14 protein-coding genes are annotated in these 14,072 nt (G+C 71.1%); 10 read left to right on the top strand and 4 right to left on the bottom strand.

Translation table 11 applies throughout. The features are described 5' to 3' along the window. Positions 1–13 precede the first annotated feature (13 nt). The 9 genes from ABT025_RS31735 (at position 14) to ABT025_RS31695 (ending at position 7,608) form a co-directional block, all read left to right on the top strand. A complete protein-coding gene (locus ABT025_RS31735) occupies positions 14–1,156 on the top strand; it encodes an acyl-CoA dehydrogenase family protein (RefSeq protein ID WP_351001969.1) in 1,143 nt (380 codons plus the stop codon). Positions 1,157–1,170: 14 nt separating this feature from the next. Further along, entirely contained in the window at positions 1,171–2,475 is a 1,305-nt protein-coding gene (locus ABT025_RS31730; RefSeq protein ID WP_502972073.1) for an aspartate aminotransferase family protein, read from the top strand. Continuing rightward, the gene (locus ABT025_RS31725) at positions 2,468–2,977 is read left to right on the top strand and encodes a type II toxin-antitoxin system RatA family toxin (protein WP_351001965.1); all 510 of its coding nucleotides are present in this window, start codon (positions 2,468–2,470) and stop codon (positions 2,975–2,977) included. Before ABT025_RS31730 ends, ABT025_RS31725 begins: the two co-directional genes overlap by 8 nt. Continuing rightward, positions 2,977–3,462 (top strand): hypothetical protein, encoded by a 486-nt coding sequence (locus ABT025_RS31720; protein WP_351001963.1) that lies wholly within the window; start codon positions 2,977–2,979, stop codon positions 3,460–3,462. The genes ABT025_RS31725 and ABT025_RS31720 overlap by 1 nt, the downstream gene beginning before the upstream one ends. Further along, positions 3,459–4,019: a flavin reductase family protein gene (locus tag ABT025_RS31715; protein WP_351001961.1), complete on the top strand. Its 561-nt coding sequence runs from the start codon at positions 3,459–3,461 to the stop codon at positions 4,017–4,019. The genes ABT025_RS31720 and ABT025_RS31715 overlap by 4 nt, the downstream gene beginning before the upstream one ends. Further along, on the top strand, positions 4,016–4,978 hold the full coding sequence (locus ABT025_RS31710) for a ferritin family protein (protein WP_351001959.1): 963 nt from the start codon (positions 4,016–4,018) through the stop codon (positions 4,976–4,978). Before ABT025_RS31715 ends, ABT025_RS31710 begins: the two co-directional genes overlap by 4 nt. 61 nt (positions 4,979–5,039) lie before the next feature. Then, entirely contained in the window at positions 5,040–6,041 is a 1,002-nt protein-coding gene (locus ABT025_RS31705; protein WP_351001957.1) for a beta-ketoacyl-ACP synthase III, read from the top strand. A 74-nt stretch (positions 6,042–6,115) separates the two neighbouring features. Next, the gene (locus tag ABT025_RS31700) at positions 6,116–6,370 is read left to right on the top strand and encodes an acyl carrier protein (protein WP_351001955.1); all 255 of its coding nucleotides are present in this window, start codon (positions 6,116–6,118) and stop codon (positions 6,368–6,370) included. Beyond that, the gene (locus tag ABT025_RS31695) at positions 6,370–7,608 is read left to right on the top strand and encodes a beta-ketoacyl-[acyl-carrier-protein] synthase family protein (protein ID WP_351001953.1); all 1,239 of its coding nucleotides are present in this window, start codon (positions 6,370–6,372) and stop codon (positions 7,606–7,608) included. The genes ABT025_RS31700 and ABT025_RS31695 overlap by 1 nt, the downstream gene beginning before the upstream one ends. 19 nt (positions 7,609–7,627) lie before the next feature. Here the strand turns inward: ABT025_RS31695 and ABT025_RS31690 are convergent, their stop codons facing one another. The 4 genes from ABT025_RS31690 to ABT025_RS31675 form a co-directional block, all read right to left on the bottom strand. Continuing rightward, complete coding sequence (locus tag ABT025_RS31690) at positions 7,628–8,380, bottom strand: AfsR/SARP family transcriptional regulator (RefSeq protein WP_351001951.1); 753 nt, start codon at positions 8,378–8,380, stop codon at positions 7,628–7,630. A 71-nt stretch (positions 8,381–8,451) separates the two neighbouring features. Beyond that, the gene (locus ABT025_RS31685; protein ID WP_351001949.1) at positions 8,452–10,143 is read right to left on the bottom strand and encodes a nitrite/sulfite reductase; all 1,692 of its coding nucleotides are present in this window, start codon (positions 10,141–10,143) and stop codon (positions 8,452–8,454) included. Positions 10,144–10,239: 96 nt separating this feature from the next. Continuing rightward, complete coding sequence (locus ABT025_RS31680) at positions 10,240–11,472, bottom strand: hypothetical protein (RefSeq protein ID WP_351001947.1); 1,233 nt, start codon at positions 11,470–11,472, stop codon at positions 10,240–10,242. Continuing rightward, on the bottom strand, positions 11,469–13,163 hold the full coding sequence (locus tag ABT025_RS31675) for a hypothetical protein (RefSeq protein WP_351001945.1): 1,695 nt from the start codon (positions 13,161–13,163) through the stop codon (positions 11,469–11,471). The genes ABT025_RS31680 and ABT025_RS31675 overlap by 4 nt, the downstream gene beginning before the upstream one ends. A gap of 656 nt (positions 13,164–13,819) precedes the next feature. On the opposite strand from ABT025_RS31675, the gene ABT025_RS31670 reads away from it, so the two are divergent. Next, positions 13,820–14,072: phosphoadenosine phosphosulfate reductase domain-containing protein (locus ABT025_RS31670; protein WP_351001943.1), on the top strand; the 253-nt coding region annotated here is incomplete at its 3' end.

The raw sequence follows: 14,072 nt of genomic DNA, 5'->3' as shown, positions 1-14,072 counted from the left end.
CGAGAGAATCCTCATGCGTTCATTGGATGCCGCACGCCAGATCTGCGAGGGCTATCTGCCGGGCCTGCTGGACCGTCTGGCCGAAATCCCGCTGGACGAACTGGAATCGCCGGACAACCCCGCGATCGAGATCTTCCGCGGCCACGGTGGCCCCGGGCTCGTCATTCCGAAGACCTACGCCGGAGCGGGCGCGGGGCCGCTGGACGCGCTGGCCGTCACCCGGGCCCTGGGCGCCGCCGCTCCCTCCCTGGCCGTCGCGACCACCATGCACCACTTCTCGGTGGCCACCCTGTTCACCCTGGCCGAGAGCCTGCAGAGCAGCGGTGCGGAATGGGCCCTCCTGGAGGGCATCGCGGACCAGAACCTGCTGGTGGCCTCCGGCTTCTCCGAGGGACGCCCGGGACAGGGCATCCTCTCCCCGACCATGCAGGCGGCCGGGGCCGAGGGCGGCTATCTGATCAACGGCTCCAAGAAGCCGTGCAGCCTCTCGCGCTCCATGGACCTGCTCACCGCCAGCGTCTCGCTGCCGGCCGCGGACGGTACGGCGGAGCAGGACATGGCCGTCCTGCTCGTCCCCAAGGACGCGCCGGGCCTGACCGTGCACCCCTTCTGGGGGAGCTTCGCCCTGGCGGGGGCGGAGAGCGAGGAACTGCGTCTCGAGGACGTCCTCGTCAGCGAGCAGCAGCTCATGCGCACGGAGAAGACCGACGCGGGCCGCATGGACGCCCTGCAGACGGTCGGCTTCATCTGGTTCGAGCTGCTGATCTCCGCCTCGTACCTGGGCATGGTCAGCTCGCTGGTCGAGCGGGTCGTGCAGCGGGGGCGGGGCAGCGACTCCGACCGGGCGCGGCTGATGTGCCGGCTGGAGAGCGCCACCCTCCTGCTGGAGGGCATGGCCCGGATGATCGTGGCCGGGGAGACCGGCAACGCGTCCCTCGCCAAGACCCTGGTCGCCCGCTACGCCGCCCAGGACGCCCTCGCGGCCTGTGCGGGGCAGGCCGTGGAACTGCTCGGCGGGATGGCGTTCGTCGGCTCGTCGGACGTCGCGTATCTGGCGGCCGCGTCGCACGGCCTTTCGTTCCACCCGCCGTCGAGGGCCAGTTTCACCGAACCGTTCCTCGACCACATGGCCGGCCGGCCGCTGAAGATCGTCTGAGGAGTCCGATGGCCATGTCCTCCGCCGGGAAGAACACACAGGACGGCCCGCCGCCGGGCCGCGAGGAGCTGGGAGAGCTGTACCGCCGGCGCCTGAACCGGGGGCGCGCGACGCTGGGCGAGATGTTCGGCGGTCACATCGAGACCCGGTCCCAGGGTGCCTGGGTGTACACGTCCGAGGGGAGACGGTTCCTCAACTGCGGCGGCTACGGAGTCCTGTTGATGGGCGCCTGCCACCCCACGGTGATCCGTCACGTGTCCGAGCAACTGCACCGGCACCCCGTCGCCACCCGGGTGTTCCTGGAACCCCAGGCCGCCCTGGCGGCCGACGCCCTGGTCGCCGTCGCACCACCGGGCCTGGAGCGCGTGCACTTCGCGGGCTCCGGCGCGGAGGCGGTGGAGACGGCGATCAAGATGGCGCGGACCCGCGGTCACCGGCGGCTGGTGTCGACCGTGAACGGCTACCACGGCAAGACCATGGGGGCGCTGAGCCTGACGGGCCGCAGCGTGTTCCAGGATCCGTTCCGCCCGCTGCTGCCCGGTGTGGACCATGTGCCGTACGGCGAGACCGGGGCGCTGGAGGAACTCCTGTCGGGCATGCCCGGCGAGGCCTGCGTGATCGTCGAACCGGTGCAGGGCGAGGCGGGCGTCGTCATCCCGCCCGATGACTACCTGCCGCGGGTGCAGGAGCTGTGCCGGAGCTACGGCGCCTTCTTCGTCCTGGACGAGGTCCAGACGGGGCTCGGCAGGCTCGGTACGTGGTGGGGCGCCGACAGGGCGGGGGTGACCCCGGACGCGCTGCTGGTCGGCAAGGGCCTCAGCGGCGGCGTGGTGCCGGTCTCCGCCGTCGTCGCGACGCCGGACGCGTTCTCGGTCTTCGACCGCGATCCGTATCTGCACACCTCCACCTTCTCCGGCGCTCCGCTCGCGATGGCCGCCGCCCGGGGGGCCCTGGCCGCGCTCCACGAGGACGATCTCGTCGAACGCTCCCGCGTGCTCGGCGAGGAACTCCTCCCCCGGCTGACGGAGATCGCCCGGTCCCACTTCGGCGAGACGGTTCGCGAGGTACGGGGCCGGGGCCTGCTGCTGGGCTTCGAGTTCGACAGGCCGGGCGTGGCGGGCGACCTGCTGATCGAGCTGGTCGAGCAGGGCGTGGTCGCCAACCACTCGCTCAACTCCGACTTCGTGCTCCGCCTCACCCCGCCCGCGGTCCTGAACCGGTCCGAGACGGACTTCCTCTACGAGGCGTTCGATCGCGCCTGCCGCCTGCGGGCCCCCTCCTACTCGGACCAGACGGAAGGCGATTCACCCCATGCGTAGTGCTCATGTGACCCTCGGCGTACCGGACGCGGACACGGGGACCGCTTTCAAGCGGGTGCGGGACTTCGCCCGCTATCCCGAACTCGTCGACGTCGTACGGTCGGTGACCGTGCGGGGCGGCGGTGACAGCGCGGAGATCAGCGACTGGGAGGTCTACTTCCGCAACGGAGTGCTCCGTTGGACGGAGAGCGACGTGATCGATCCGGCGGCGCTCACCATCTCGTTCGCCCAGGTGGACGGTGACTTCGATTCGTTCTCCGGCACCTGGGCCGTCGTCCCCGACGGGGCCGGCTGCCGGATCAGCTTCGACACGGAGTTCGACTTCGGCATTCCCAGCCTGGCCGGCATCCTCGACCCGGTCGCCGAGCGGGTCTTCAAGGAGACCATCGCCCGCGTCGTACGCGGGCTGTTCCCGTCCGCCGAGGTCATCGGCGACCCGTCCGTCGCCCGCGCCCTCGAACAGAGCCTCGCGCAGACCGCTCCGGGAGCGGGGAGGAACTGATGGACGCCAAGAACCTCTTCGAGACGCGGACGACCTACGGGCTCGTCCGGGCCGAGTACGCGCTGGGGCTCGTCGTCGCCTCGGTCCTCTTCTTCACGCACCTGGACGAGATCCGCTGGCTGCCGTTCGTGGCGCTGTTCGTCTACATCGACCTCATCGGCTACATCCCGGGGGCCATCGCCTTCCACCGCAGCCGGTCGAAGAAGATCTCCCGGGTCTACTACGTGCTCTACAACGTCATGCACAGCCTGGTCACCCAGGGCCTGGTGACCCTCGCGTGGATCTGGCTGGCCGGTGCCGAGTGGGCCCTGCTCGCCCTGCCGATCCACCTCTTCGGCGACCGCTCGCTGTTCGGGAACTTCCTCAAGCCGTTCGCGCTGCCCTTCGAGCCCGTGCCTCACCCCTCCTACCTGCGTCTCAGGGACGAGGTCGAAGGGGCCGGGCGGAGCACCGAAGCAGCGGTCCGGGGTGCGGAGGCGACGTGATCGAGACAGTGACCGCTCAGCAGACCGGGACGCTCCGGGCCGGCCTGCCCGGCGAGGTGCGGGAGGCGACGCACCGGATGGCGACCGGAGTCTCGGTCCTGACCTGCGGCGGCCCGGAGACGGTGGAGGGCGTCACCGTCAGCACGCTCGCCCTCGCCTCGCTCAAGCCCCCGGTGGTGTCGGTGTCGCTGCGGGAGGGCAGCCGGGGGCTGCACTCCCTGCTGACCGTCTCCCACTTCGTGGTCAACACCCTCGCCGGCCACCAGGACGACGTGGCCCGCCACTTCGCCTCCCGCGAACGGACCAGCGGGACGTCGCAGCTGCCCGCCGGCAGCTGGGAGGGGCTCAGCTCGCAGGGCATTCCGCTGCTGCACGACGCGGTGGCCTGGCTGGAGTGCCGGGTCACCCGCACCCTGCGGGTCGGTGACCACCGGGTGGTCTTCGCCGGAGTGACCGGCTCGGCCCACCGCAACGCCGCCCCGCTCGTCGGGCTGGCCGGGAAGCTGTACCCCGGCCCCTTCGCTCACGACACATCCGATCCGGAGAGGGACCAATGACCGACCCCAACACCGTTCCGTCCGAGGCCGACTGGGAGAGCGCACCGTCGCTCGTCGACGGAGCCATGGAACTCCAGCTCACGGCCGAGACCTGCGATCTGCAGTACTGGCTGCGCTCCGTGCCCCAGGGGACGCTGCGGGGCCAGGTGCTCGGGCACGCCGAGGACTCCCGGCCGCTCTCCGTCGTGGCCGAGCCCGGCCCTCTCAACAGCGCCCTCACGCAGGAGCTGGCCTTCCGCTCCATCGCGGAGGAGAAGGCCACACGGGCCATCTCGTACCTGGTGGCGCTCGCGCCCGACAACCCCTCGCTGGAGTTCTACGCGACGCAGCTGCTGGACGAGGCCCGGCATGCCATGGTCTTCCGCAGCCATCTGCTGGAGCTGGGCATCGGGGCGGCCGATCTGTGGCCCTCGATCGAGCGGCTGGCCGGCGAGGACAGCCGGCGGATTCTCGTACCGCTCGAGGAGTTCGGCCTGCGCGCCCTGCGCGACCAGCGGGACTTCATCGGTGGCGTCGTCATCCTGACCGTGCTCGTCGAAGGGGTGCTGGCACCCTCGGCCGAGCTCAGCGAGCGCAAGTGGCGCGTCCTCGACCCCGGGGCCTCCGAGGTCGAGCGCGGTGCCGGGATCGACGAGATCCGCCATCTGACCGTCGGCAGCTCCATCGCCCGCGAGTACCTGCTGGCGCACCCCGAGGAGAAGCCGCGGATCCTGGAGCTGATCCAGGAGGGGTACGCCCTCTGGGAGAAGCTGCCCTCGAACGAACTGGTCCTGCGCCGCGAGGAGCTCTTCCAGCAGGGGCTCGAACAGCACGCCGGTCTGGTCGGCGACTACGAGATCTGGCCGGGCCGCAGGCTGGTGGACACCACCGCCCAGGAGCGCGCGGAGACCGCACACGAGTGGTCCACCCGGATGCAGCGCACACGGATGGTGTACATGGGGCTGGAGGAAGCCCTGTGACAGCCGTCCGGCGGGCGGACGGCACGGCCCGGAGCGTTCCGGCCGGCCGGGCGGGTGCCCGGTGAGCCGCTCCGCCGTGCTGTGCGGTCTGGGCTCGTGGCTGCCGCCCAGGTGCGTGACGAACGACGAACTGGCCGCGGAGCTCGACACGTCCGACGCCTGGATCCGCAGCCGTACGGGCATCGGGCAACGCCATGTCGCCGACGCGTCCGTGGCCACGTCGGATCTCGCGGTGGAGGCGGGGGCCCGCGCGCTGAAGTCCGCTCAGATCGGCTCCGTCGATGCCGTGATCCTCGCCACCGCCACACCGGACCGGCTCTGTCCGGCCACCGCGCCCGGCGTGACGGCACGGCTGGGCCTGGGCCGGGTGCCCGCGTTCGACGTGGCCGCGGTGTGCACGGGGTTCCTGTACGCCCTCGCCACCGCGGCCGGACTGATCGCGGCCGGGACCGCCGACCGGGTCCTGGTCATCGGAGCCGACACGTTCTCCCGCATCCTGGATCCCGCGGACCGGTCCACCCGGGCGATCTTCGGGGACGGAGCGGGGGCCGCGGTCCTGCGGGCCGGGCAGCCGCACGAGCCCGGCGCGCTCGGTGCGGTGCAGCTGGGCAGCGACGGGTCGGACGCGGACCTCATCCGTATCCCGTCGGGCGGCTCCCGCGACCCGTTCCGCGCCGCGACCGCGCACGAGGCCGACCCGTACTTCCGCATGGCGGGCCGGGCCGTCTTCCGCCGGGCCGTGGAGTGCATGGCGGAGTCCTCGCGCCGTGCGCTCGCCGAGGCCGGCTGGGCGGTGGGCGACGTCGATCGGCTCGTCTCCCACCAGGCCAACCTGCGCATCATGCACGCACTCGCCGACCAGCTCGTGCTGGACCGTGAACGCTGCGCGATCCATCTGGACCGCGTCGGCAACACCTCTGCCGCGTCCGTTCCGCTGGCCCTGGCCGACGCGGTCGCGGGCGGCACCGTCCGGCCCGGCCACCGGCTCCTGCTCACCGCGTTCGGCGGTGGTCTGACGTGGGGTGCCTGCACCCTGCGCTGGCCCGATGTCGAGCCGGCCTGAACGATCCGGCGCCACCCCCCGCGGACCTCGCCGGGACTGCACACCGACCACGTGAACCCGAAGGAGAACCCCTCATGAGTGACACCTACGACCGCCTGGTGACCCTGCTCGTCCGCGTCTGCGGCCTGGAGGCGGACGAGATATCCCCGACCGTGACGTTCCGCGCGCTGGAGGTCGACTCGCTGGCCCTGGTCGAGCTGGGCCTGGCCGCGCAGCAGGAGTTCGACACCCCCATCGAGGACGACGACCTGGAGCTCGACGCAACGGTCGCCGACGCCGCGGCCATGGTCGAGCGGAAGCTGGCGGACTCCATGGGAGTGACCGGCTGATGGCCGACACCAGGCCTCCTTTCGACGCCGCGGTCACCGGGATAGGCATGGTGACCGCGGCGGGTATCGGCACCGCGGCGTCGTGGAACCGCATCTGCCTGGGCAACAGCACGGCCGCGGTCCGGGTGCCCGCCCTGGCCGGCACCCGGGCGGACTTCGGCTGCGCGGTGCCCGGCTTCGACGCGGCCGCGTCCCTCGGGCGGCGCAAGGCCCTGCGGCTCGACCGCAGCAGTCAGTTCGCGCTGGCCGCCGCGGCCGAGGCGCTGGCCGACTCCGGGCTGGACACCGCGACCTGGGACGGTGCGCGGGTCGCAGTGGTGCTGGGCAGCGGGATCGGCGGCGCCGCCACCTGGGAGGCGCAGCACGACGTCCTGCTGGAGCGGGGCTTCAACCAGGTGTCACCGATGCTCATCCCGATGCTCGCCGTGAACATGGCCGCCGGGTACGTGGCCATGGAGTGCGGCGCGCGGGGGCCCAATTTCGTCACCGCGACGGCCTGCGCCTCGGGCACCACGGCCGTCGGAACGGCCCGTGAACTGCTGCGTTCCGGTGTGTGCGACGTCGTCATCACCGGCGGTACGGAGGCCTGCCTGGTGCCGTCCATCGTCTCGGGGTTCAGCCAGATGGGGGCGCTCTCCTCCCGCCGGGACGCCCCGGGCGACGCCTCCCGCCCCTTCGACGTGGACCGGGACGGTTTCGTACCCGCCGAGGGTGCTGCCGTCCTGGTGCTGGAGCGGCCCGCCGACGTACGGGCCCGCGGCGGCCGCATCCACGCCATGGTCAGCGGGTACGGGGCATCGGCCGACGCCCATCACGCCACCGCCCCCGATCCCGAGGGAAGGGGGGCGGAGCTGGCCCTGCGGACGGCGTTGAGGGACGCCGGGCTGGAGGCGGCGGACATCGCCCACGTCAACGCGCACGGGACGTCCACACCGCTCAACGACATCACCGAGGCCCGGCTGATCAGCCGGGTCCTCGGCGACCGTCCCGCGGTCACCTCCGTCAAGGGCGTCGTGGGGCACTCGCTGGGCGCCGCCGGCGCCATCGAGGCGGCGGTCACCGCCCTGTCGGTGGAGCACCGGCTGGTGCCCCCGACGGCGAACCTGCAGAGTCCCGACCCTGCCGTGGACATCGATCTGGTGGCGAAGGCCGCGCGTGGGATACCCGCGGGTGCGGGGGTGAGCAACTCTTTCGGATTCGGCGGGCAGAACGCGGTGCTCGTCCTCACCGCCGGCTGAGCCGCGCGCCCGCGTCCGGTCAGGCCTGGGACAGGATCTCGTCGAAGGTGTCCCGCAGCTCGGCACCGGGTTCCAGTCCCAGGTCACGGACCAGCCGCTGCCGGGTCCGGCTGTAGGCGTTGATGGCCTCGCACTGCCGGCCCGAACGGAACAGCGCGGTCATCAGCTGGCGGCAGAAGTGCTCACGCAACGGGTGCCGCATGTGCAGCCGCTCCAGCTCCGGTATGGCGAGCTGATGCATGCCGAGATCGAGCTGCGAGTCGATCCGCCGCTCCTGGGCGATGAGCCGCGTCTCCTCCAGATGGGCATACGCCATCCGGCAGATCAGCCCCTGCCCGGTGTCGTAGAGCGCGGGTCCGCGCCAGAGCGCCAGTGCGCTGTCCAGCGTGGCGAGCGCCGATTCCGGGTCGCGCTCCAGCAGCGGGGCCGCTCCCTCGACGAGCGCGGTGAAGCGCAGCGCGTCGACGTGGGTGCCGGGCACCTGCAGGCTGTAGCCGGCCGGGGTCGTCTGGACGAGGCCCCGGAGACTCTCCTGTCCGATACGGGTCACCAGCAGGCGGCGCAGCCTGGCGATGTGTCCTTGGAGGGAGTTGACGGCATCCCGCGGAGGGTGCTCCTCCCACAGTTCGTCGATGAGTTCGTCCCTCGACACGACCTTCCCCGGGGACAGGGCCAGGACCGCGACGATCGCCCGCAGCTTCTCGCCGGGCAGTCTGAATCGCACGTTGTCGTCGTCGATGATCTCCAGGGGGCCCAGCAGGGCGATGTACATGGATCGTTCCTTCCTCACAGAAGTAACTGCGCCGATTCCGGCGACGGGAGCGGACAGCGCACCCGGTGACGTCATCTGAGCTCTTCCTCGGGAGCGCTGTCGGCCCAGTGCGCGAACGACTCGGCCGCGTCGGACCGGCCGGCCGCATAGCGGCGGGCCAGCCGCTCGATGTAGTCCGGCAGTTCGTCCGCCGTGACCTTCAGGCCGCGGAGTTTCCTGCCCACCCGTCCGTCGCTGTCGCGGGACAGGGCGAGCGATCCCCCGAGGTGGACCTGGAAGCCGTCGACCTGGCTTCCGTCCGGTCCGTTCATCACCTGCCCCTTGAGGCCGATGTCCGCGATCTGGGTGCGGGCGCAGGCGTTGGGGCAGCCGTTCACATTGATGCTGATGTCGATGTGCTGGTCGCGCAGGCGCTGTTCCAGTTCGGTGATGACGGTGGCCGCCCGCTGCTTCGTGTCGACGATCGCGAGCTTGCAGTACTCGATGCCGGTACAGGCCATCGTGTTGCGCCGCCACCCGGAGGGCTCGGCCTCCAGCCCGAGGCCGCGCAGGGCGCGGACCAGCGGCTGCGGCTGTGCCACGTCGAGGACCAGGAGCTTCTGGTGCGGCGTCAGGCGGATGCGCGTGGAGCCGTGGGCCCGCGCGACGTCCGCCAGGGCCGCCAGCATGGTGCCGGACGTCCGGCCCACGACGGGGGCGGCTCCGACGTAGTAGCGGCCGTCGCGCTGGCGGTGGACGCCGATGTGGTCGATGGGCCGGTCCGGCAGGACGGGCGGCGGGCCGTCCTCGAGAGGGTGGTGCAGGTACTCGTTCTCCAGCACGGTACGAAAGCGCTCGACGCCCCAGTCGGCCACCAGGTACTTGAGCCGCGCGCGGTTGCGCAGCCGGCGGTAGCCGTAGTCCCGGAACAGCCGGGTCACGCCCTCCCACACCTCGGGCACGCGGTCCAGCGGTACCCACGCCCCGATGCGCTTTGCGAGCATCGGCGCGGTGGACAGGCCGCCGCCGACCCGGATGTCGAAGCCGGGTCCGTGTTCGGGGTGCACCGCGCCCAGGAATGCCAGGTCGTTGATCTCGTACGGGACGTCCGCCAGCCAGGTGACGGCGGACTTGAACTTCCGCGGCAGGTTGGACAGTTGCGGGTCGCCGACGAACCGGGCCGCGATCTCCTCGATGGCCGGGGTGGCGTCGATCAGCTCGTCCTCGGCGATGCCGGCCACGGGGCTGCCGACGACGACACGTGGGCAGTCGCCGCACGCCTCCGTCGTGGAGAGCCCGACCTTCTCCAGGCGCCGCCAGATCTCGGGCATGTCCTCGATGCGCACCCAGTGCAGCTGGATGTTCTGACGGTCCGTGATGTCGGCGGTGTCGCGGGCGAACTCGGTGGAGATCCCGGCGATCACCCGCAGCTGGGCGAGGTCGAGGCGCCCGCCGTCGATGCGCACCCGGAGCATGAAGAACTCGTCCTCCAGCTCCTCCGGCCGCAGCGCCGCCGTACGGCCGCCTTCGATGCCGGGCCTGCGCTGTGTGTAGAGCCCCCACCAACGGAAGCGGGACCGCAGGTCGGCCGGGTCGATGGTGGCGAATCCGCGGTGCGCGTACACCTCCTCGATCCGCTCCCGCACCCGCAGCGGGTCCTCGTCCTTCTTGATCTCCTCGTTGGAGTTCAGGGGTTCACGTTGTCCGTACGCCCACTGGCCCTCGGTGCGGGGTGCCGCCGGTCTCACACGCGCCGACGGCGAGCCGTCCGCTGTGTCCGTCATCCTCGGTGCCTCTCTGCGAATGGGTGGGGTGATCCGGGCAGCGGAGGGGGTCCGGGCGGCGGGTGAAGTGGCCGCCCCCGGACCGTCTCCGCGTGATCACAGCCTGAGCGGAGCCGAGACGGGAATGATCATTCCGCCCGGCAGCCACTCCGCGCCCTTGTGCTCGTGCGCGGGCATGCCCGGTACGTTCACCTCGGACGCGGCGAACAGCCGTACCAGCGCCCCGGGTTCCTCTCCTCGTTCGGCCGCCCACGCCTCGTATCCGGCGGCGCTGGGCAGCTCCCCCGGCAGGCGCCGGGACAGCGCGGCGAGGTAGGCGTTCGGTGCGGCGTCCCGCGGCGCGTACCGCAGCGCGACGACCTGTCCGGCGCTGGAGGTGAGCAGATCCGGTGAGAGCAGCCAGGGCGCCAGGTAGGTGCCCCGCGCGACCGTTGCCGCGTCGCCGACCGCGCGCAGGACCGTTTCGGCCCCGGTCCAGCCCGAGACGATGACCACGGGACGGCGGGTCCTGCCCGGGGCCGTCACCTTCATCTTCTTCCGTGCGGCGGCCGCCCGTACCTGTGCGGCGGCCGACCGGCTCCGTGCCGATCCGTCCTCCACCAAGGCGATCGCGGGCTCGCCCCGCTCCGCCAGGAAGTGCACGATCGCGCGGAGCGCGGAGGCGTCCTGCGCCGTGAGCCGGTCGGCCGGGCACGCCTCCAGGGGCTCGTCGCGCCCCGCGAGTACCGCTCCGACCGCGGCGCCGGCGCATTCGGGGCCGTCGGCGCCGCGCAGCGCCGCGGCCGGTCCGCCCGCACGGCTGCCGGTGTCGACCTCCAGGGACCCGTTGCGGGCCCCGGCCGACACGTACAGCGTGGTGGCGCCCTCGGGCAGCTCCACGCCGACCCATGACCGGCTGGATCCCGGCCGCAGGGTGCCCGCCGTCAGTGCGCCGGGGCTGAGCCCCGCCGAGGCCTGGGCCTCGCCGATGCCCACGAGGTTGAAGCCGGGCCGGTTGGGCACGACCACGACCGGCACCCGCTTGCCGCTCAGTTCCACCTGCTGCACCAGCGGCACACCCGGCGTCGTGGCCGCCTGCTCCCGGCCGTCCTTCCCGGTCACGGTCATCCCCAGCAGGACGACGCCTGCCACGACCGCCGCGGTCACGCCGATGACGGTCGAGCGCCGCCGCAGCCACCCGTACCGGAGGAGCAGGACGAAGACGGCCGCACCGGCCGCGAGCAGCAGTGCCCCCAGTGGAATGGTTTCGGCGGCTCGCATGGACAGTCCCAGCTGCCCGTGGCGAAGGGGGCCCGCCACGGGCAGCTGGAGCGAGCTGGCAGTCGTCACCGCAGGACGCCGTCACTCACCACGAAGAGCACGCCGTGCGGTCGTGCCTCACCGAAGTCGCCGTGCGGCCAGGACTTCCTGTTGAAGCTCACACAGGGGGCTCCGGTCACCTCGTCGCGGAACCTGGTGTCCATCGCGATACCGGCGGTGCCGCCGAGGTTGAACATGCACACCCGGTGGTCGCCGTCACCGCCGAACGCCCCGGCCAGGAAGTAGTTGGCCGTCGCCACCCGCTTGACCTTCGTGGCCTCGCGGTAGGTGCCGTCGTAGGTCTTCTCGAAGTTGTCCATCGCGCCCCAGTGCGGGCCGCCGTCGGTGGTGTCCCGGATGGGCACCGTGCCGACGAGTGCGGGACAGTCCGACTCCTTGCCGCCGTTGTAGACCTCGCTGAGCTCGTCGACGCTGCACTTCGTCGCCGTGCCGCTCGCCAGGAGCTTCTGGATGTCCAGCACGTAGACCATGCCGGTCGTCCGGTCCAGGGGCTCTCCGTACGGCTTCGACGAACCCATGACCGTGTGGAACAGGTAGCGGTCGTCCGGACTGACGGCCAGCCAGCTGGAGTTGTCGCCGCCACCGGTGAGCGAACCGTCCGGGTGGAAGGTCTTGTACGCCGTGGTGTCGTCGAGCACCTCCTTCCACTTCGGTTCCGCCACCGTGATGTCCGGTGTGTAGAAGACCGCTCCACCCGTCATGGACGAGACGAAGGCACCCTTGTGGCCGGGCTTGTTGGTGAGCGCGGTCTCCATGAGCACGCGGGACTCACCGAAGATGGGGTCCTTCTCCTGAGCGGCCCTCGGCCCGTCCGGCACCTTCGTGACGGAACGCAGACGAGGATCGCTGCGGTCGCTGATGTCGAAGACCCGCACGGTCTGCCGCGCCAGGTCCTCACGCAGCTCGACCTCGGGCTTCACGAAGTTGCGGGCTTCCACGAAGTCGCTCGCCACCATGATGCCGAGGTCCTCGCGCACCGCGATGCCGTGCGGGTTCGCACAGCTGGCCTCGGACATCGTCGGCACGTTGCCGCACTGCACCGGGTCCTCGCCGCCCTTGACGGCCGCGGGGATCTCGGCGAGCGTCTTGCCGTCCTTGCCGATGTGGACGATCTCACCGGGCGATCCCGCCGCTCCGTTGCCCTCCCGCACCTCACCGTTGGTGTACGTACAGGGGCCGGTGACGTTCGGCCCGCCCATGTACGTGCCGTACGCCGTGCCGTCCTCGAGCACCTGGTAGGCGTCGGGAAGCGTGCCGCACGGGGTGTCGGTCGACGTGTTGACGCCCACGACGCTCAGGGCGGGCAGCGCCTTGGTGTCGAAGACGAACGTCGTGTCGGAGAGGATGCCTCCGGCATACAGCCGGTCGCCCTTGTGCCAGACGTACTGCATGTGGTGCGGCTCGTTGCCCTTGCCCGGCCCCATGGTGACCGTGTTGACGACGTCGCCGTAGCTGGGTGAGCCGGGCGTCGCGTCGATCACGGTGAGGAAGTCCGGCGCCGTCGTGTCCGCCGGCCCCGCCCAGGCGAGGAGCCACTCGCGGCCCTTGCCCTTGGCCGCGGGCAGCAGGTGGTTGGTCGCCGTGTACGTCGTGCCGTCGGAAGCAGCGAAACGGGACGTCGACTCGGTCACCGTCGGGCCCCGGGACTCGTCCGCGGACCGGGCGGGCCTGCCCGCCGCGGTGAGCATGCTGGTCGTCACGCCCACGGCCATGACACACACGAGCGCGCGTCGTGTGAACCCCCGTGGGCGTATTCGGGGAACTCTCATTCCGTAAGTGCCTCTCTCCTCGGTCTTCCGAACGCCCCGACGGCCGCGGACACGACTGATCACCGTGTCTGCGGCCGAGGCGATCCCGGAATGCGGCGCGCCGCGAATTCGATACGCGTACGGGGCAGCCGCTCAACTGGTCGGTGAATGATTCACCGGTACTATCGCAGAAGCCGCTGACTCAGCACTGACATGCCACAGATTCCGTCATTCCGCTTTTCCGGAACCGGCTGCCATGTGGGAATTCCCCTGCGGTCAGCGGCATGTCAGCGTCGTGTATGCGGCCGTTGCTACTGTGGCCACATTCGACGGACCGGCTGAATCCCGGCACTCGCCCGCTCACCCGGATTCCGCCGTACCTTAATTGACACAGAATGGGACAGGGCGCAGATTCTCTTCACACCAGGAGAACTCGTGACTGAGCACACAAGAACATTCACCTGCCAGTACTGCAGTGAGGGAATTCTGGTGCCGTCCGGAGACAACCGCACGAAATGGGAATGCCTGTCCTGCAGGACGCCCGTCACCCTTTCCTTCATGGGGCTTCTCGGCCACATCATGCAAAGCGTGCCCCAGGGGGCCGCCGAATGACCGGTCCGCAGGAACTGGCCGTCCGTGCGGGCCGGGAGCTGGAGGACGCCTCCGCGCAGGAGGTCCTGGAGTGGGCGGTCTCCACGTTCGGCAGGGGGTTCTGCGTGACGTCGTCGATGGAGGACGCGGTCGTCGTTCACCTCGCCTCCCGGATCCTGCCCGGGGTGGACGTGGTCTTCCTCGACACGGGCTACCACTTCCCCGAGACGATCGGCACGCGTGACGCGGTGGAGGCGGTGATGGACGTCC

The organism is Streptomyces sp. NPDC002809 (genome assembly GCF_040295435.1).
Taxonomy (GTDB): Bacteria; Actinomycetota; Actinomycetes; order Streptomycetales; family Streptomycetaceae; genus Streptomyces.
This window is presented reverse-complemented; position numbering and strand designations above follow the sequence as displayed.